The organism is Pseudomonas sp. Lb2C2 (assembly GCF_052112205.1).
GTDB classification, from domain to species: domain Bacteria; phylum Pseudomonadota; class Gammaproteobacteria; order Pseudomonadales; family Pseudomonadaceae; genus Aquipseudomonas; species Aquipseudomonas kilonensis.
Genome location: NZ_JAUTYW010000003.1, coordinates 689475 through 709228, shown reverse-complemented (window position 1 = coordinate 709228; position 19754 = coordinate 689475). Strand labels below are relative to the sequence as shown.

General features: G+C 62.4%; 15 protein-coding genes. 6 read left to right on the top strand and 9 right to left on the bottom strand.

Annotation, left to right across the window (positions count from 1 at the left end):
* Nucleotides 1–31: 31 nt before the first annotated feature.
* The 7 genes from Q7F16_RS11490 to Q7F16_RS11460 all read right to left on the bottom strand — a co-directional run bounded on the left by Q7F16_RS11490 (nt 32) and on the right by Q7F16_RS11460 (nt 12395).
* Nucleotides 32–3484, bottom strand: a complete 3453-nt coding sequence (locus Q7F16_RS11490) for a GMC oxidoreductase (RefSeq protein WP_409555804.1) — start codon at nt 3482–3484, stop codon at nt 32–34.
* A 1123-nt stretch (nt 3485–4607) separates the two neighbouring features.
* Nucleotides 4608–5378, bottom strand: a complete 771-nt coding sequence (gene etfB / locus Q7F16_RS11485) for an electron transfer flavoprotein subunit beta (protein ID WP_046063298.1) — start codon at nt 5376–5378, stop codon at nt 4608–4610.
* Between the two features lie 13 nt (nt 5379–5391).
* A complete protein-coding gene (gene etfA, locus Q7F16_RS11480) occupies nt 5392–6612 on the bottom strand; it encodes an electron transfer flavoprotein subunit alpha (protein ID WP_046063297.1) in 1221 nt (406 codons plus the stop codon).
* Complete coding sequence (gene dgcB, locus Q7F16_RS11475; RefSeq protein WP_409555803.1) at nt 6612–8561, bottom strand: dimethylglycine demethylation protein DgcB; 1950 nt, start codon at nt 8559–8561, stop codon at nt 6612–6614. The genes etfA and dgcB overlap by 1 nt, the downstream gene beginning before the upstream one ends.
* Before the next feature lie 170 nt (nt 8562–8731).
* Nucleotides 8732–10792: a dimethylglycine demethylation protein DgcA gene (gene dgcA / locus Q7F16_RS11470; protein ID WP_014340592.1), complete on the bottom strand. Its 2061-nt coding sequence runs from the start codon at nt 10790–10792 to the stop codon at nt 8732–8734.
* A 15-nt stretch (nt 10793–10807) separates the two neighbouring features.
* On the bottom strand, nt 10808–11338 hold the full coding sequence (locus tag Q7F16_RS11465; RefSeq protein ID WP_003177589.1) for a 4-vinyl reductase: 531 nt from the start codon (nt 11336–11338) through the stop codon (nt 10808–10810).
* A gap of 79 nt (nt 11339–11417) precedes the next feature.
* A complete protein-coding gene (locus tag Q7F16_RS11460) occupies nt 11418–12395 on the bottom strand; it encodes a dipeptidase (protein ID WP_014340593.1) in 978 nt (325 codons plus the stop codon).
* A gap of 235 nt (nt 12396–12630) precedes the next feature.
* Between Q7F16_RS11460 and Q7F16_RS11455 the strand changes: the two genes are divergently transcribed.
* Together Q7F16_RS11455 and Q7F16_RS11450 are read left to right on the top strand one after the other, a co-directional pair.
* Nucleotides 12631–13032, top strand: coding sequence for a lysozyme inhibitor LprI family protein (locus Q7F16_RS11455; RefSeq protein ID WP_409555838.1), 402 nt, complete (start codon nt 12631–12633; stop codon nt 13030–13032).
* 57 nt (nt 13033–13089) lie between these two features.
* Entirely contained in the window at nt 13090–13506 is a 417-nt protein-coding gene (locus Q7F16_RS11450) for a DUF3010 family protein (RefSeq protein ID WP_046063294.1), read from the top strand.
* A gap of 171 nt (nt 13507–13677) precedes the next feature.
* Here the strand turns inward: Q7F16_RS11450 and Q7F16_RS11445 are convergent, their stop codons facing one another.
* Together Q7F16_RS11445 and Q7F16_RS11440 are read right to left on the bottom strand one after the other, a co-directional pair.
* A complete protein-coding gene (locus Q7F16_RS11445; RefSeq protein WP_409555802.1) occupies nt 13678–14853 on the bottom strand; it encodes a hypothetical protein in 1176 nt (391 codons plus the stop codon).
* A gap of 68 nt (nt 14854–14921) precedes the next feature.
* A complete protein-coding gene (locus Q7F16_RS11440; protein WP_046063292.1) occupies nt 14922–15881 on the bottom strand; it encodes a GlxA family transcriptional regulator in 960 nt (319 codons plus the stop codon).
* 193 nt (nt 15882–16074) lie between these two features.
* Between Q7F16_RS11440 and Q7F16_RS11435 the strand changes: the two genes are divergently transcribed.
* The 4 genes from Q7F16_RS11435 (at nt 16075) to Q7F16_RS11420 (ending at nt 19744) form a co-directional block, all read left to right on the top strand.
* On the top strand, nt 16075–17019 hold the full coding sequence (locus tag Q7F16_RS11435; protein ID WP_046063291.1) for a choline ABC transporter substrate-binding protein: 945 nt from the start codon (nt 16075–16077) through the stop codon (nt 17017–17019).
* A gap of 71 nt (nt 17020–17090) precedes the next feature.
* Nucleotides 17091–17978, top strand: coding sequence for a 3-keto-5-aminohexanoate cleavage protein (locus tag Q7F16_RS11430; protein WP_014340599.1), 888 nt, complete (start codon nt 17091–17093; stop codon nt 17976–17978).
* A 158-nt stretch (nt 17979–18136) separates the two neighbouring features.
* On the top strand, nt 18137–19102 hold the full coding sequence (locus tag Q7F16_RS11425; protein WP_046063289.1) for an L-carnitine dehydrogenase: 966 nt from the start codon (nt 18137–18139) through the stop codon (nt 19100–19102).
* A 165-nt stretch (nt 19103–19267) separates the two neighbouring features.
* Complete coding sequence (locus tag Q7F16_RS11420) at nt 19268–19744, top strand: thioesterase family protein (RefSeq protein WP_003206346.1); 477 nt, start codon at nt 19268–19270, stop codon at nt 19742–19744.
* Nucleotides 19745–19754 lie beyond the last annotated feature (10 nt).

The window sequence follows — 19754 nt, the reverse complement described above, 5'->3', positions numbered from 1 at the left end:
AGCAAGCTCCCTCGCCACGGATGGCGATCGGCTAGCCCTGCGCCGTCTTCTCCAGGTGCTCGAGGATGATCGGATATACATCCACCACCGCATCCTTGCCGAACATGCAGTCGATGTGGCCGTACCCCGGCACTTCGTGGCGGCTGAACAACTGCGGGCCGTGCATCTCGCACAGTCGTTCGTAGGTCTTGAGAGTGCTTTGCGGCAGGTAGCACTGGTTGTCGGCGCCGCTGATGAAGCAGATCGGCAACTTCAACCGATCGAAATGCGGCATGTAGACGTCGTTGCCCTTGAAGTCCACCAGATGCCCCTTGCGTACGATCAGCGCCAGGTGCTCGAAGGTCTGGATGTTCGATTCGCCGAACAACTCATGCAGGTTGTCGTGCAGGGTTTCGTTGAGGGTGTCGTGGCGGTACAGCGACGCATACATGAACGTGATGCGATGGCAGACCGGGTTGGTGCAATAGCCCTGGGCCTCGATCCGGGCATAGCCGTTAAGGGCCTTGTCGTAGAGTTTGTTGAACCAGCTTTCCTTGGTGTCGGCGTAGGCCGTGAGGGACTTGATGCCGATGGCATCGAGCATCCCCGGCAAGTGCAAACCGGCCTTCAGCCCGGTAGCAGTGGCGACCACCGTGTCGGCGGCGATCTGCGAGCAGACCACCGAACGCACGCCCTGCAAGCCCGCCAGCATCGACATGAAGAACGTCGTCGCGCCGTAGCAATGCACCACGCACTGCACGTCACGGGCCAGGGTCGCTTGCTGGATCTGCTCGATGGCGGCCTTGAAATCGTACTGGGCCACCTGGTCGCCGTTCCATTCATTTTTACTGGCCGGCAGCAGGATGCTCACCCGCAAATCCAACAGCCAGACGTCGTATTCGTGCTTGCAGAGGTATTCCAGCAGGTTGGTGTGAATGGTGTCAGTGGAGAAAATATTCGAGCCCACGCCCAGGCCATGAACCAACATCACCGGGCCTTTGGTGCCGGCCTGGTAACGGGTCAGGCGCAGCTCGACGTTGTCTTCGGTCTGGAAGAAATGCACGGCCGGCGCCGGCGCATCCAGTGGTCGTTTCAACCGGGGCGGCGCGTCCGGGTTGAAGTAGACGTCGCCGGAAAAGACCCCGCCATAGCTCTCCCACAAGATGCCGGCAAAGAACTTGCCGAACCGCGCCAGTGCCTCCACGCGCTCACGCTCGTTGCGGGCGTTGAGCACTTTCATGGTGGTCATCTGCTTGGCGAAGTCGGCTGGCAGGATGTGCATCACCCCGGAGCCGATCACGGCGCCGGTCTTGTCCGGCCCGCGATAGAGCGTGACATAAAGCGTGCTGGTGTCGTGCCAGATGTTCAGCACACCGTTGTCCTCGGGCACGGTCTTGAAGGCGCTGAAGTAATAGTCGCTGCCGTCTTCGGCGGTCAGCTTCATGTCGTAGTTCATGTGCCGCACGCCAACCTGCTCCTGGTACTGCTCGAACAGGTTGAACACCCCATTGCTGGCGACCAGCGGCTGCGCTGAGAGCAACGGAGCATCCAGGGTGCCCACCAGGGTTGCCGCATGTTCCGGCTCCTTGATCAGGCGGTTGAGGTCGGCGGCGGTGATGGTCAGGGTGAACTCGATGGGCGAGTTGTCGGCCTTGCCACGCTTGGCCGCCGCTTCGTACAGGCTGAGGTCGGTGCCCTGGGGTTGGGTGAAGGCTGTGGAAAAGTAGCCCTTCATGGTTTCGGTGAACTGCACGCCGAGGGTCGGCGCCGCCACGGTTTTGCGCGGGGCCGAGGGCAGCGTGTAGTCGATGATCCAGCCGCGGTCGGCCGCCAGCAGGCCCATGTTGCGCTCGCTCACCGCCGAGATGGTCAGCAACGGGTTGACCGCCAATGACGTCGGGATCACCGCACCGTCGGTCACGTACAGGCCCGGGTAGACATCGGTGCCGCTGGCGCCACTGAACACCTGGCCCTTGTGGTTGACCACGCCTTGGGTCGCATCCTCACCCATCACGCAACCGCCCAGGGGATGGACCGAGACGATGCTGTGCTTGAGCAACTTGGTCCAGATCGGGTTTTCGACCCAGATCCCGCCCAGGGCCTTGGTGCTCTGGTGCAGCCGCTCGTTGCCGAGGGTGACGTTCTCCTGTTCGCCGACGCCGGGCCAGTCGATGCGCAACTGATCCTTGCTGTCGAGCAGCATGCGCCCCTTGGCGTTGTCATGGCTCATGATCAGGTAGGTCTGCATGTTGTGCAGCGCGCCGTGATACGGCCCGCGCAGGAAGCTCTCGGCTTCGCGCCCCTTGTACTTGAGGCTGGCGCCGAAGCCGGTGTCGGTGGGCACGCCAATCATCCCGGCGAACGCCGCCATGCTCGGCACCATGGCCTGGCCGAGGGCGCCGGGAATCGAACCTTCCTCGATGACCATGCGGCTGCGCCAGTCGCCCTCGGTGCGCATGTCGATGATCGAGGTGATGCACGGCCCCACCGGTTCCAGTTCCTTGGCCGAATGGGCGCCGAAGCCGATGCCGTTGATGACCTGGTCGCAGTTGTGGCCGAAGCCGAGGATGTCGCCGTTGCCGCTCATGTGCTCGCCCAATTGGCCGGACATCGACAGGCCCTTGTCCCGCGAGCGCAACATGATTTCGGTGGAGCCCAGGGTGCCGGCGGACACCACCACGATATCGGCCCGCACGAACAGGGTCGGCGCCGAGAACATCTCGCGGCCGCTGTCCAGGTATTGGAAGTGCACGATCCAGCCATCGCCGTCGCGCTCCAGGTGCCGCACCTCGGCCTGGCAGAAAATCTCCGCGCCGTGGTTCCAGGCATCCGGCAGGTAGTTCATCAGCGTGGTGTTCTTGGCCTTGTTGTTACAGCCCGAAACGCAATCGCCACAACCATTGCACGGCAGCTGCTCGACGCCGACGTGGTTGAGGTTGTTGGGCAGCTTGTCGAAAGTCACGTTGATCGGTGGTTTGTAGAAATGCGCGCCTTGCTTGAGGTAATCGGCGGACTTCTTGTGCGCGTCGAGCTTGGGCAGGTTCGGTTCCGACGCTGGGTAAGGGTTGGGCTTGAGCATCTCCCGGGCTCGGGCGTAGCCGTCCTTGAGCAGCGTGTCCTGGTGATCACGGACCGCCTGGGGCCAGCGCGGGTCCTCGAACACGCCAGGCTCCGGCTCCAGCGCAACGTTGGCATTGATCAGCGACGTGCCGCCCAGGCCACAACCGACCACCACGTTTTGCTGGGCGTTGACGTGCAGGTCGAACAACCCGGTGCGCGAACCGATGTGGCCATCCGGGTCATGGACTTGCAGTTCCTCGGTGGCCGCGAGCAGGGTATTGGGGTATTCGCCGGGCTGGATTTCCCGGCCACGCTCCAGCAGACACACCTTGCGCCCGGCCCGGGACAGGCGTGAGGCAGCAATGCCGCCCCCGTAGCCGGAACCGATGACGATCACGTCGTAGTGCTCCTGGATATCACTGATGGGGGTCGAGATCCGTGTCATGTTCAAGTCCTCTCAGGCAGAAGGGGCAACTCTGCGGTTGCCTGCAAATCGACAGGCGCACGAACGCCTGGCCACCGTCCCATGCAGGGTCCGGCGACAGTCAGCGGTGCTACAGGGGAAAAACCCGGGCGCTATAGACGCGCACGCTGATTGACGGCGCGACGATGAATGCGTTTGTGCAACGAGGTGGGAGGTGTCGGGACGCAGGTCACCGATGATTGCGGGTGTGAGCGGGGGTCCTTGCTATCCATCATGTGTTCTCCCTGAACCTGATGTGGATAAAGTGGCGATGTCCTTGTGCCATGGAGTGAAGACAGCCGACAGACCCTCGTCAAGGGTGTGACTTAGAACTGTATGAAATTTGATCTATCGCGATTTGCGCTATGCCCGCCGTGGCTTGCAGCGTTTGGCGAACAAGTTATCCACATGACCACCCACAGCAAATGGGGACAAGTGTGGGTATGTCCGGTATTTTTCCACCGGCAAAGTGAATAAAAACCGTGACTTATGAACAATGACGGTTTTACTGGCCTATCGGTTGTTTTTTGATCAATGACCTGTAAGCCATGCCTGGCAAGGCGTGTGGCGGTGAGCGAACACCTTATCCACAGAAGCGCCAACAGTGTTTGGGGGTAATTTTGACGATTCTGTGGAAAACCCTTTGGACGGCTTGTAAATCGAGGTTCTTCGAAGGTTTTCCTGATAAAAAAGGCTGTTTGATCACTTTATGATCAAATCACTGAGCGCCCCGGTTCGTATGGCTTACAGCGTAGAGCGAACATCTTATCCACAGAAGCGCCAACAGAGATTGGGGGCAAGTTTCGGTTGGAACGGACAATTACTCACAGACAAAAGCCAATAAAAACCATGGGTTAGACTGACTGTTTTTTGATCGAAGGCCTGGAGAGCCTGATTTCCATGGGGTGCAGCGAGGGGCGAACAGGTTATCCACAGAAGCGCGCACAGGGATTGTGGGTAACCCACCATGCCTATTCTTTGTGGGAGCTAGCACGGTGGGAGCAAAGCTTGCTCGCGATGAAAACGCCTCGGTCTCTTAAGTGCCGAGCCGCCTGGATCGCGAGCAAGCTTTGCTCCCACAAGGGGTTAGGGGGGATACTTGAGGTCAGCGAACCACCCCTTCCTCCACCAACAACTTGAGAATCGCCTCGGCCCCCGCCTCCGGGCTCACGCCCTTGAGCACCTGCCCACCTCCACCGCTGGCCTTGGCCGTGGCGGCTTTCATGCGGTCGGCGCCGCTCTTGGCCTTGATCACTTTCAGGCGTTTGGGGCGCGGCTTGGCCGGTTGCAGGGTTGCCACCGCCAGCAAGGTGTCGTCGATCACTTCGACTTCCTCGGCATGCAATGCCCCCCGCCGGGCCGGACCGTAGGCGCTTTGCCGAGGCTTTGGCGCGGCGTTATCCACAGTGGCCAGGAACGGCAGGCGCACTTTGAGACGTCGCCGTTGGCCGCGAGGCAAGGCTTGCAGCACCAGGGCCACACCATTGTCGATGGACTCGACCTGGGCCAGCCCCACCACCAGCGGCCAACCGAGACTCTCGGCCAGCAGGAACGGCAGCATGCCCGAGCCTTCACCGGTTTCCGCCTGGCTACCGGTGAGCACCACTTGGGCGCCGGCATCACGCAGGTAATCGGTCAGGGCCGGCAGGGCGTCGGCGCCGACGGGGTTTTCCAGCACGTGCAATTCATCCAGGCCCATGCCCAGGTAGGCGCGCAGGGCCGGTTCGGCCACGTCGCCAGCGTGCAGCACTTGCAGGTCGCTGCCGGCCAGTTGCAGGCCCAGCTCCACGGCCCTAGCGTCCTGTTCGGCGCGCCGGGGCCGCCCGGAAGTGGGGTGGGCGCCGATGGACACGAGGCTGATCACTTGGGTACTCATCAACTTATCCTTCTTAAGCCGCATCGCGCTTGGCTTCGTTGCGGTAAGCCTCTACCGCCGCGATCAAGGCCTGGAGAATCGCCGCGCTGTCACCGATCACCGACAGGTCCGCCCGTTTGATCATGTCGCAGCCCGGATCGAGGTTGATCGCCACCACCTTGTCGCAGGCGCCAATGCCCTGCAGGTGCTGGATCGCCCCGGAAATCCCCACGGCCACGTAGACCCGCGCCGTAACCCAGGTGCCGGACGCACCGACCTGGCGATCACGAGCCATGAAGCCGTCGTCCACCGCCACCCGCGAAGCGCCTTCGGTAGCGCCCAGGGCCGCTGCGGTCTGGTGGAACAGTGCCCAGTCCTTGACCCCGTTGCCGCCGGAGAAAATGAATTCGGCCTCGGCCATCGGAATCGCGCCCGGGTCCACCGCCACCGCGCCGAGGTCTTCGATACGCGACAAGCTGCGGGCCACGCTTGTGGATAACTCCACCGGCAAGGCTTCGTGGCGGGTTTCGCTGACCGGTTCAGCGCATTCGGCCGCTGCCAGGATCAAGCGCGCCAATGGCCGGGCCAGGTCTTGCAGGCCGGCACCGGCGCGGCCGATGCACTCTTCGCCCTTGACCTGCCAGACTCGCGTGGCTGGACGTTCGCCCAGGGCCGCAGCCAAACGCCGGCCCAGTTCGCCGCCACCGGTGCGGCTGTCAGGCAACAGCCAATGGCGTGGGCTGAACTGGTTATCCACAGCGCGCAGGCCTTGCACTCGTTGTTCCGGTGCATAACCGCTGAATTCCTCGCCATCGAGCACCAGCAAGCGGTCGACACCGGCCGTGGCGAAGGCGTTTTCCTTGTGTTCGCCGAAGACCACCGCCAGCACCGCGCCTTCGCTACCGGCAAGCTGGTGGGCCAGGCCCAGCAGATCGCGGTCGTGGCTGCTCAAGCGGCCACCGACCATGTCCGGCACCACACTGATGTAGAACGCCGGTTGCGGCACCTGATGCAGCGGCAATTGCACTTCAACGGCAGCGCTGCGTTTGCTCGCGCCACCCTGCTGGGCACCGCTGCGGTCGATCCGCTTGATGCCATTGGGGCCGATGAAACCGACGCCATGGACATTCTTGCGGATGATGCCGTTGGGGCCCATCCAGCTGTGCTGCACCGGTTGCATGGCCGCGTGCAGCGGGTGCAGGCGGTTGCGGGCGATCCACTCGGCGCGAGGGTCGCGGCGGATGATGTCGCTCATTAATGCACCTCCGCAGGTTCACGTTTGGCCGGGGCTACAGGCTTGCTTGGGGCCGCGTCTTCCAGCAGCGCGTCGGCCACCAGTTCGGCAATGTCCTTGATCATCGGCCGCGGCTCGACCACGCCTTCCAGCATCGCGGTGCACTGCGGACAACCCACGGCCACCAGTTCGGCGCCGGTTTCGCGGATGTCTTCCATGCGCATGTCGGGGATACGCTGCTTACCCGGGATGTCGGTGATCGGCGCGCCGCCGCCACCGCCGCAGCAACGCGAACGGAAACCGGAACGCTGCATCTCCTTGACCTCGATACCCAGCGCACGCAGCACCTGGCGCGGCGCCTCGTATTCGCCGTTGTAGCGGCCCAGGTAGCATGGGTCGTGATAAGTCACGCTGTCGCCCTTGTGCTGGCCGAGGTTCAGCTCGCCGGCGTCGATGATTTCCGCCATGTAGGTGCTGTGATGCTGCACCAGGTAGTTGCCATCGAAGGCGCCGTATTCGTTTTTCAGTACGTGGAAACTGTGGGGGTCGCAGGTGACGATGCGGTTGAAGCTGTATTTGGCCAAGGTCTGGATATTGCGTTTGGCCAACAGCTGGAACGTCGCCTCATCACCCAGGCGCCGGGCCACGTCGCCGCTGTCGCGTTCTTCGAGGCCGAGCACGGCGAAGTCGATTTTCGCCGCCTTGAGCACTTTGACGAAAGCGCGCAAGGTACGCTGGTTGCGCATGTCGAAGGCACCGTCGCCGACCCAGAACAGGACGTCGGTGGATTTCTTCTCGCTGAGCAGGTTCAGGTTCAAGTCCGCCGCCCAGTTCATCCGCCCGCCCGGGGCGAAGCCGCCAGGGTTGTCGGTGGCGATAAGGTTTTCCAGCACTTCGGCGCCCTTGTTCGGCGTGGCGCCTTTTTCCAAGGTCAGGTGGCGGCGCATGTCGACGATGGCGTCGACGTGCTCGATCATCATCGGGCACTCCTCGACGCACGCCCGGCAGGTGGTGCAGGACCATAGGGTCTCGGCATCCACCAGGCCGTTGACGATGGGTTGATGTGGGTTGCCGCCATGCTCACCGACAGGTTTACCTGGGTAAGGGCTGCCAGCGAATTTCGCATCGGTGCCGCCCGCCAGGCCGACGACCATGTCCTGGATGAGTTTTTTCGGGTTCAGCGGCTGGCCGGCAGCGAACGCCGGGCAAGCAGCCTCACACTTGCCGCACTGCACGCAGGCATCGAAGCCCAGCAGTTGGTTCCAGGTGAAGTCCTTGGGTTTTTCCACACCCAACGGTGCGCTAGGGTCGTTCAAGTCCAACGGCTTCAGACCGGTGGAACGACCGCCACCAAAGCGCTCCGCTCGGCGGTGCCAGGCCAGGTGCAGGGCACCGGCGAAGGCGTGTTTCATCGGCCCGCCCCAGGTCATGCCGAAAAACAATTCCGACACACCCCACAGCACGCCGACACCCAGGATCGCCGCCACCAGCCAACCGCCGAAGTTTTCCGGGAGGATGCCCGCCACCGGCAGGGTCACCAGGAAGAACGACGCCGAGAAGGCCAGCAGGCTTTTCGGCAGGCGCATCCAGGGACCCTTGGACAAACGGGCCGGCGGATTGCGCCGACGCAGGTAGACGAAAATCGCACCGACGAACATCACGGCCGACATCCACAGCAACGCATAGCCGAGCAAGCGATTGTGCAGGCCAAACCCGTGGACCAGGATCGCCAGCACCACCGACGCCACCGCACCACCAGCCGTGGCGACGTGGGTATTGGCAATGTATTTGTCCCGCGCCACCACATGGTGCAAATCCACCATATAGCGCTTGGGCATGGCGAAGAGACCGCCGATCAGGTCGACCTTGGCCGGTCGTCCGCGGCGCCACATGTTCACCCGCCGCAAGGCGCCAAGGACCGCGAGGCCCAGGGCAGCAAACAGCAGGATGGGAAGAAGGGTGTTCAACATAGGTGTTGCTCCCAAAGACCTCAGGTCTTGCAGGCCAAACTAGCTGGATGCCTTGCCCGATTCCTGTGGGAGCAAGGCTTGCCCGCGATGCGATCGACTCGGTCAGTCAGATCCTCCGTGTCGCATTTATCGCGGGCAAGCCTTGCTCCCACAGGGTTATCCACAAGCCGTTAGAAATCCTTGCACAACCGCAGGGCGTCGTAGATGGCCGCGTGGGTATTACGCTGGGCCACGCAGTCGCCGATGCGGAACAGCAGGTAGCCGTCGCCACTCTGCTCCAGGCACGGCTGGGGCTTGATCGCGAACAGGGCTTCAACGTCGATCTGGCCCTTGTTGCGCGAACCTTCCTTGAGCGCGTAGTAGATTTCCTCGTCCGGCCGCACGCCGTTTTCCACCACCACCTGGTCCACCACGCGTTCTTCCTTGGCACCGGTGTATTCGTTCTCCAGCACCGCCACCAGCTTGTCGCCTTCGCGGTAGACCTTCTCCAGCATCATGTCCCCGGTCATGATCACTTCCTTGGGGTACATGCTGCGGTAGTAGGTGGGGAACGACGTCCCGCCAATGGCCACGCCCGGCTTGATGTCGTCGGTGACGATCTCGACCTGGCTGCCCTTGTCGGCGAGGAAGTCGGCCACCGACATGCCGGTGAACTCGCAAATGGTGTCGTAGACCAGTACGTTCTTGCCCGGTGCAACCTTGCCGTCGAGCACGTCCCAGCTGCTGACCACCAGCCCTTCGGCGGCGCCCCAGTGCTCGTTCTGCTCCAGGAACGGATGGCCGCCGACGGCCAGCACCACCACGTCCGGGCGCAAGTCCATGATGGTCGCCGCGTCAGCCGCCACGCCCAGGCGCAGGTCGACTTTCAACCGCGCCAGCTCCAGTTGGAACCAGCGGGTGATACCGGCGATCTGGTCCCGTTGCGGCGCTTTCGAGGCGGTGGTGATCTGCCCGCCGATGAATTCCTTTTTCTCGAACAGGGTCACGTCGTGCCCACGTTCGGCGGCCACACGCGCCGCTTCCATCCCCGCTGGGCCGGCACCCACGACGACCACCTTGCGTTTCGGCCCGGTGGACTTCTCGATGATGTGCGGCACGCCCATGTATTCACGGGACGTCGCGGCGTTCTGGATGCACAGCACGTCCAGGCCCTGGTACTGGCGGTCGATGCAGTAGTTGGCGCCGACGCACTGCTTGATCTGGTCGATCTGGCCCATCTTGATCTTGGCGATCAGGTGCGGGTCGGCGATGTGGGCGCGGGTCATGCCGACCATGTCGACGTAACCGCCCTCCAGGATCCGCGTGGCCTGGTTCGGGTCCTTGATGTTCTGCGCGTGCAACACCGGAACCTTGACCACTTCCTTGATACCGGCGGCCAGGTGCAGGAACGGCTCCGGTGGATAACTCATGTTCGGGATGACGTTGGCCAGGGTGTTGTGGGTGTCGCAACCCGAGCCCACCACGCCGATGAAATCGAGCATGCCGGTGTCGTCGTAATACTTGGCGATCTGCTTCATGTCCTCGTGGGACAAGCCGTCAGGGTGGAATTCGTCACCGCACAGGCGCATGCCTACACAGAAATCGTCGCCCACTTCGGCGCGCACGGCTTTCAACACTTCCAGGCCGAACTTCATGCGGCCTTCGAAGGTGCCGCCCCATTCGTCGGTACGCTTGTTGACCCGCGGGCTCCAGAACTGGTCGATCATGTGCTGGTGCACGGCGGACAGCTCGACGCCGTCCAGGCCACCGGCCTTGGCGCGCTTGGCGGCGCTGGCGTAGTTGCCGATCACCCGCCAGATTTCTTCCGGCTCGATGGTCTTGCAGGTGGCGCGGTGCACCGGCTCACGCACACCGGACGGCGACATCAGGGTCGGCCAGTTGAAACCGTCCCAACGCGAGCGACGGCCCATGTGGGTAATCTGGATCATGATCTTGGCGCCATGCTTGTGCATGGCGTCGGCCAGGTTCTGGAAGTGCGGAATGATGCGGTCGGTGGACAGGTTCACCGAACTCCACCACTCCTGCGGGCTGTCGATGGCGACCACGGACGAGCCACCGCAGATCGCCAGGCCGATGCCGCCCTTGGCCTTCTCCTCGTAATACTTCACGTACCGGTCGGTGGTCATGCCGCCGTCAGTGGCGTAGACCTCGGCGTGCGCGGTGCTGAGCACGCGGTTACGGATGGTCAGCTTGCCGATCTGGATCGGCTGGAACATTGCTTCAAAAGCCATGGTGCGATCCTCGACTTACAACGGCTTGACGATGAACAGGCCGTCGTCGTGGCCTTCTTCGGAACCGCCGTAGACCTGCTCGGCCACAGTGCGGATCTTGCTGCCGCGAGCGGCGAGGATCTGATCCATGGCACCGGCGAACCAGCCGGTGAACATGTAGTCGACCTTGCGCCCGACCTTGCCGTACACATAGACGAACGCCGAGTGTTCGAGCTTGACGCTGGCGGTGCCTTTGTCCAGGTCGATGTCCTGGATCTTGAACAGGCCCCAACCACGCTGCGACAGGCGCTTCATGTAGTGTTCGAACACCGCGACGCCTTCCAGGCCATGGCATTCGGCTTCTTTTTCACACCAGTGCCAGGCGGATTTGTAGCCGGCCTTGTAGAGAATCTCGGCGTAGGCGTCGGCGCCCAGCACTTCTTCGATGCCCATGTGGTTGTTGACGAAAAAGTGCCGTGGCACGTACAGCATCGGCAGGGCGTCGGAGGTCCAGACACCGGTTTCGCTGTCGACTTCGATAGGCAGTTGCGGGGCGATCTTGGCCATGAAAACTTGACTCCGGAAATTCGTGGTATTGCCTGCGGCGCAGAGGGCCGCAGGTAGAGGATTGGCGGTGCGGCGGCGGTTATTCGCCCCAGACGTCTTTCAAGACATTGACCCAGTTTTCACCCATGATCTTGCGCACTACCCGCTCAGGATGGCCGCGCTTGAGCAGCGTCTCGGTGAGGTTCGGGAACTCGCCCACGGTGCGGATGCCCAGGGGGTTGATGATCTTGCCGAAGCTGGTCAGACGACGGGCGTAGCCCTTGTCGTGGGTCAGCATTTCGAAGAAGTCCTGGCCGTGGCCCTGGGTGAAGTCGGTGCCGATGCCGATGGCGTCTTCACCGACGATGTTCATGGTGTATTCGATGGCCTCGGCGTAGTCGTCGATGGTCGAATCGATGCCCTTGGCCAGGAACGGCGCGAACATGGTCACGCCGACGAAACCGCCGTGGTCGGCGATGAACTTCAGCTCTTCATCGGATTTGTTGCGCGGGTGTTCTTTCAGGCCGGACGGCAGGCAGTGGGAGTAGCACACCGGCTTCTTCGATTCGAGGATGACCTCTTCGGAGGTCTTGGAACCGACGTGGGACAGGTCGCACATGATGCCGACCCGGTTCATCTCGGCGACGATTTCGCGACCGAAGCCCGACAGGCCGCCGTCGCGTTCGTAGCAACCGGTGCCGACCAGGTTCTGGGTGTTGTAGCACATCTGCACCACACCCACGCCCAACTGCTTGAATATCTCGACGTAGCCGAGTTGGTCTTCAAAGGCATGGGCGTTCTGGAAACCGAAGATGATGCCGGTCTTGCCCTGCTCCTTGGCGCGACGGATGTCGGCGGTGGTTTTCACCGGGATCACCAGGTCGCTGTTCTCGCGGATCAGTTTCTGGCTGGCGGCGATGTTGTTGATGGTGGCCTGGAAACCTTCCCACACCGACACGGTGCAGTTGGCTGCGGTCAGGCCGCCCTTGCGCATGTCTTCGAACAGGTCACGGTTCCACTTGGCAATGATCAGCCCGTCGATAACGATGCTGTCGGCGTGCAATTCGGCTGGGCTCATCAGGCAGTCCCCTTTTATCAGCGATTCATGCGCCGAATCGTGTGCCGGCGCTTTGGGGCCAGCATATGCCTGAGGGCCGCGACGACCCGGTGCAAAAACGACAGGGGAATTGCCGAAAGCGTCAATCCACGACAAAGGGGTACACCAGGCCCACCCTACCCGTCTGTTCTTTACCCGACGCTTGCGCCAGAATCCGCCGCATCACTGGTTTTCACTGGACTTGAGCGGCAACGCGATGAAATCACTCTTCCTGGCTTTGGCACTGATCAGCACCCTGGCACACGCAACCGAAGACACCGGGCCCAACCCCTGTGACGAAGTTGAAAACGACGTCCAGACCCTGGCCTGCTCGGCCTACGGCAAAACCGCCGCCGAACAATTGCTAGGCGAAAACCTGCAAAGCCTCTTTGAGCGCCTGCAAACCCGCTACGTCAGCGACAAGGCCCAGCTCAACGACATCACCGCCAAGATCAAGGCCGCCCAGCAACTGTGGCAAAAACAGCGCGACGCCGACTGCGCCATCGCCGCCTTCCCGGCCAAACCCGGCAGCGAAGCCTACAAAATCGCCGAAAACGACTGCATGGCCCAGGTGAGCGATGATCGGTCGGAGTTTTTGGAGTCGATTGGGCAGGAGTGATGCTTCAGAAGCCGTTTAGCGCGGTAAGCTGCTTGCATCATTGGTAAAGGGATTCACATGAAAACGTGCGGCATCGAAATCAAAGGCAGCGAAGCGATCATCGCCGTTGCCTCGCTGGATCAACAGGCGCTGAGCCACGTCCCGCTGAACACCAAGAAAATCGCCCTGGACGACGATGACGAAGCTGCCAACGTCAAAGCGTTTGCTGCTCAGGTACGGGCGTTTGTGGTTGAGAATGGCATCGAACGCATCGCCATCAAGAAGCGCAGCAAGAAAGGCGAGTTCGCTGGTGGGCCGACGACGTTCAAGATCGAAGGGGTTTTCCAGTTGCTCGACGGTTGTGAGGTGACGCTGCTGTCGCCGCAGACCATCAATGCGCAAAGCAAGAAACATGACTTCGCCCTGCCAGCGACGCTGAACAAGTATCAGCATGAGGCTTACAAGGCAGCGTGTTCGGCATTAGTGAAGAAATAGGCTTTTTCCAGCCAGACACAGTACCTGTGGCGAGGGAGCTTGCTCCCGCTCGGCTGCGCAGCAGTCGTAAACCGGTTTGCAGGGTTCACCTGTTGCACCGCGGTGTCTGGTTTGGGGCGGCTACGCCACCCAGCGGGAGCAAGCTCCCTCGCCACGGGATATATTCAAAATTCAATGTTGCTGGCGATACCCCTTCAACCACTCCGCAAACGCCTTGTCCTCCAGCGCATAACCCCCGCGGTTGGACTTCCACACCAATTCCTTTTCACGCAGCGCATCAATGCAGGATTGGATGGTCTGGGTACCGGGCACGACTTCGCTTCCCATGGTCCTCAGCGCCTTGCCCACCGCCTCCAGCGTTGAATCGGTGAAAGGCGCGAAGGGTTCGTTGTTTTGCGAGCGCTCGGCCATGACCTGCAGCACGGCGCGTTGGGGCACCGTCAGGGCGTTCCAGGCGCTCTCGAACTCGGTCCAGACGCCGGCGCGCAGCATTTCAGCGCTATTGCGCAGCAAGTCACCCAACTGGCTCGCCTCACCCAGCTCCAGGGCAATTTCGCCGATGACGCTGCGCAACATCTCGGGACGGCGCCCAACCAACTCAAAAGCCTGGTCGAGGTCATCGGCGTTGAACTGGTTGGTCTGGGCCAGGTGTGCGTTCAAGTGGGCGGTGTAGGCCTGGGTGAAAGCTTTGCCCAACAAAGGAAACGGCGTGATGCTGGACCCGTAGAACGGTTGGTTGCGGCTCAATACTAAGTGGGCGAGCTTGTCGCGATTGGAGCCGGTGAACACCAGCCGCAGGCCGCTGGTATCCCCCTCACGTCCCTGGTTGAGCTGGTCACGGGCAGCCTTGAGGCCGAACATCGCGTTGACCCCGGCCTCGGTGGTCAAGGCATGCTGGGCTTCGTCGATCACCAGCACCACGGTTTTACCCGCGGCACGGTGCAACAGCTCCAGCGCCTGGGTCAGCGTCGCCCCTTCGGGCAGTTGCGGCTGGCTGAAATCCCAGGACAACGTGCGCAAGAAGCTGAGTTTGTCGATGCCCATGGATTTGGCGAGCTTGCGGATGCCCTTTTCATAAGGTACCAGTGCCCCGGCGATGGCCGAGGCGATCAGGTCGGCAGGGTTCTTCTCCTTGTTGGCCCAAAGGTCGACGTAGACCGCGAGCCAACCTCGCGTCTTGCATTCGGGAATCAAGTCTTCGCGCAGGAACGTACTTTTTCCGGTACGCCTTGGCGCGGCCAGGAACAGGCCTGAGGTGTAATCCTGGATCCCGGCGCCGGCCAGCCCATCGACAATATTGCGGGCCAGATCGGGGCGCCGGAAGACAAAACCCGGGTGCTTGGACATGGTTTTATACTCAATTATGGCGACAGGTATAATTTATAGTCACGAGTATAATTGAGTATAAAAGCCTGTCAAACCAACTCCCGCCCATCCCCCTGCCGTCGCCGATCCTCCCGCGGGCAGCGCTCGAACCGTGCCCGATAGCTGCGGGTAAAGTACGACGGTGACTCAAAGCCGCAGGCGATGCTCACTTCCAGCACACTCATGTCGGTCTGACGCAGCAACTGCCGGGCCTTTTCCAGGCGCAGGCGCAGGTAGAAGTTGCTCGGGGTGTCGTTCAGGTGCAGGCGGAACAGCCGTTCGAGTTGGCGACGGGTGACGTTGATCGACTCGGCCAGCGCCAAGGTGCTCAGGGGCGGTTCGCTGTGGGTTTCCATCTCGCCGATGACGTGCACCAGCTTCTTGTTGCGAATGCCGTAGCGGTTGGCGATTTCCATGCGCTGGTGGTCTTTGCGCGGGCGGATGCGGCCGAGCACGAACTGCTCGCTGACCTGGATCGCCAGTTCCGAACCGTGGGCCTGGCCGATCAGGTCCAGCATCAGGTCGATGGAAGCCGTGCCGCCCGCACAGGTGATGCGGCGACGGTCGATTTCGAACAGTTCCTGGGTCACGCTGAGTTGCGGATAGGACTCCTTGAACGCCTCGATCGCTTCCCAATGCAAAGTCACGCGGTGCCCTTCCAACAGCCCCGCCTCGGCCAGCACCACACTGCCGGTGTCGATGCCGCCCAGGGTCACGCCTTCGTTATCCAGCCGATGCAGCCAGCGTTCCAGTGCCGGGGTGGCGAATTTCAGCGGTTCGAACCCGGCCACCACCCAGAGGGTCGCGCCCTTCTTCAGCGGTTCCAGTGCGGCATCGGCGTTGACCGACATGCCATTGCTCGCCAGCACCGGCCCGCCATCGACACTCAGCACATGCCAGCGGTACAGCTCGCCACGAAACCGATTGGCGACCCGCAAGGGCTCGATGGCCGAAATGAAACCGATGGCCGAAAAACCCGGCATCAACAAGAAGTAGAAATCCTGGGACATGGAGCGCACTCGGTTGGCGGGTAGCGTGCGGACCTTGATACGCCAGTTGCAAGGGCCATTCAAGGGGACAGGTCGCTGCAGTGCAAGAGCACGTCGCCGCTGTGCGTTTTGCCCCGCCCGGGGCTGCGTAACTTGGCATCACCGGCGCACAGACTCCGGGCCCCATAACAATAAGCTGCCGAGGAACCTGACAATGAAACAACTGATCAGCTACTGCGTTCTTGCACTCAGCGCCACCCAGCTCCTAAGCCCGGCCGCCATGGCAGCCGAGCCCGCCGCATGCCAGAACGTGCGCCTGGGCGTGGTCAACTGGACCGACGTCATCGCCACCAGCGCCCTGACCCAAGTGATGCTCGACGGCCTCGGCTACAAGACCAAGCAAACCAGCGCCTCCCAGCAAATCATCTTCGCCGGCATCCGCGACCAGCGCCTGGACCTGTTCCTGGGCTACTGGAACCCGTTGATGACCCAGACCATCACCCCGTTCGTTGAAGCCAAGCAGGTCAAGGTGCTGGAACAGCCGAGCCTCAAGGACGCCCGCGCCACCCTGGCCGTGCCGACCTACCTGGCCGACAAGGGCCTGAAGACCTTCGCCGACATCGCCAAATTCGAAAAAGAGTTGGGCGGCAAGATCTACGGCATTGAGCCTGGCTCCGGCGCCAACACCCAGATCAAGGCGATGATCGCCAAGAACCAGTTCGGCCTGGGCAAATTCCAACTGGTGGAGTCCAGCGAAGCCGGCATGCTCGCCGCCGTGGACCGCGCCGTGCGGCGCAAGGAAGCCGTGGTGTTCTTCGGCTGGGCGCCGCACCCGATGAACGTCAACGTGCAAATGACCTACCTCACCGGCAGCGACGACGCCCTCGGCCCGAACGAAGGCATGGCCACCGTCTGGACGGTCACTGCGCCGAACTACGCCGAGCAATGCCCGAACGTCGGTCGCTTGCTGAGCAACCTGACCTTCACCGCCGAAGACGAGAGCCGGATGATGCAGCCGTTGCTCGATCACAAGGACCCGCTCGAATCAGCCCGGCAATGGCTCAAGGATCATCCGCAAGACAAGCAGCGCTGGCTCGAAGGCGTCACCACCTTCGACGGCAAGCCGGCCGCCGACAACCTGAAACTCACCAGCAACTGAATAACCGTTATCCATCTGCGCAGCGCCAAACGGCTGCGCGGTGACTCACCACGCCTGAAGGAAGCCGCACCATGAACCACGACGTCATCATCACCTGCGCACTCACCGGTGCTGGCGACACGACCGCCAAGAGCCCTCACGTACCGGTCACCCCGAAACAGATCGCCGCCGCTGCCGTCGAGGCGGCGAAGGCCGGGGCCACGGTGGTCCACTGCCACGTCCGCGACCCACAGACCGGCAAGTTCAGCCGCGACGTGGCGTTGTACCGCGAAGTGATGGAGCGCATCCGTGAGGCGGACGTGGACATCATCGTCAACCTCACCGCCGGCATGGGCGGTGATCTGGAGATCGGTGCGGGCGAACGGCCGATGGAGTTCGGCCCCAACACCGACCTGGTGGGGCCGCTGACCCGCCTGGCCCACGTCGAAGAGCTGTTGCCGGAAATCTGCACCCTGGATTGCGGCACCCTGAACTTCGGCGACGGCGACACCATTTACGTCTCCACCCCAGCGCAACTGCGGGCCGGCGCCAAGCGCATCACTGAGCTGGGGGTCAAGGCCGAGCTGGAAATTTTCGACACCGGCCACCTGTGGTTCGCCAAGCAACTGATCAAGGAAGGCCTGCTGGACAACCCGCTGTTCCAGCTCTGCCTGGGCATCCCATGGGGCGCACCGGCCGACACCACCACCATGAAAGCCATGGTCGACAACCTGCCGGCGGACGCGGTGTGGGCCGGCTTCGGCATCGGCCGCATGCAAATGCCAATGGCCGCCCAGGCGGTGCTGCTGGGGGGCAACGTGCGGGTCGGGCTGGAAGACAACCTCTGGCTGGACAAAGGCGTACTCGCTACCAACGGTCAGTTGGTGGAGCGGGCCGGCGAAATCCTCAGTCGCCTCGGCGCCCGCGTGCTCACCCCGGCTGAAGGTCGCAAGAAAATGGGCCTGACCCAGCGCGGCTGAGCCAACACCCATCTCCCCTATGGGGCACAACCTGTGGGAGCAAGGCTTGCCCGCGATAACGGTATGTCAGTCGACATCCCCGTTGAATCTACTGCCGCCATCGCGGGCAAGCCTTGCTCCCACAGGAGATCACCGAACTATTTTTTCAGGAAATCACCATGAGCTTTATCACCGACATCAAGACCTTCGCCGCCCTGGGCAGCGGTGTGATCGGCAGTGGCTGGGTCAGCCGGGCCCTGGCCCATGGCCTGGACGTCGTCGCCTGGGACCCGGCGCCGGGCGCCGAAGCAGCGTTGCGCAAGCGCGTTGCCAATGCCTGGGGCGCCCTGGAGAAACAGGGCCTGGCCCCTGGCGCCTCGCAGGATCGGCTACGCTTTGTCGCCACCATCGAAGAGTGTGTGCGGGACGCCGATTTCATTCAGGAAAGCGCTCCCGAGCGCCTGGCGTTGAAACTCGAATTGCACGGCCAGATCAGCGCCGCCGCCAAGCCGAACGCATTGATCGGCTCCAGTACCTCGGGGCTGCTGCCGAGCGAATTCTACGAAGGCGCCACCCATCCGGAACGCTGCGTGGTCGGTCACCCGTTCAATCCGGTTTACCTGTTGCCGCTGGTGGAAGTGGTCGGCGGTAAAAACACTGCGCCGGAGGCGGTGCAGGCGGCGATGCAGGTGTACGAATCCCTCGGCATGCGGCCGCTGCACGTGCGCAAGGAAGTGCCCGGGTTCATCGCCGACCGCCTGCTCGAAGCGCTCTGGCGCGAAGCCCTGCACCTGGTCAACGACGGCGTGGCGACCACCGGGGAAATCGACGATGCGATCCGCTTTGGCGCCGGCCTGCGCTGGTCGTTCATGGGCACGTTCCTGACCTACACCCTGGCCGGCGGCGATGCCGGGATGCGGCACTTCATGGCCCAGTTCGGCCCGGCGCTGCAACTGCCGTGGACCTATCTGCCGGCGCCAGAGCTGACCGAAAAGCTGATCGACGATGTGGTGGACGGCACGAGCGCGCAATTGGGCAACCACAGCATCTCGGCCCTGGAGCGCTATCGTGATGATTGCCTGCTGGCGGTGCTGGAGGCGGTGAAGACCACCAAGGCCAAGCACGGCATGGCCTTCACCGAGTAACCCTTGGTTTTTTGGGCCAGACCATCTGGCCCCATCGCGAGCAAGCTCGCTCCCACAGGGATTTCGCGGTCTGAACACTATTTATTTCACTCAGAAGATCCCCTGTGGGAGCGAGCTTGCTCGCGATAGCACCAGCCCAATCACTACAATTGTCGGACCAGAATCATGCCCACCCTCACCACCTACCAAACCCGCATCCTCCCCGAATGGGTCGATTACAACGGCCACCTGCGCGATGCCTTCTACCTGCTGATCTTCAGCTACGCCACCGACGCGCTGATGGACCGGCTCGGCCTGGACAGCCAGAACCGCGAAGCCAGCGGCCACTCGCTATTCACCCTCGAACTTCACCTCAACTACCTGCACGAAGTGAAGCTCGACGCCCAGGTCGAGGTGCACACGCACATCATCGGCCACGACGCCAAACGCCTGCACCTCTACCACAGCCTGCATCTGGTCGGCGGAGATAAAGAGCTGGCTGGCAATGAACAGATGCTGCTGCACGTCGACCTGGCCGGCCCGCGCTCGGCGCCTTTCACCGAACAGGCCCTGGGCCGGCTCAGCGCCCTGCTCGACGAACAATCCGACCTGCCGCCGCCGCTGTACATCGGCCGAATCATCGCCCTGCCTCTCCCCCGATAAGCCGCGAACA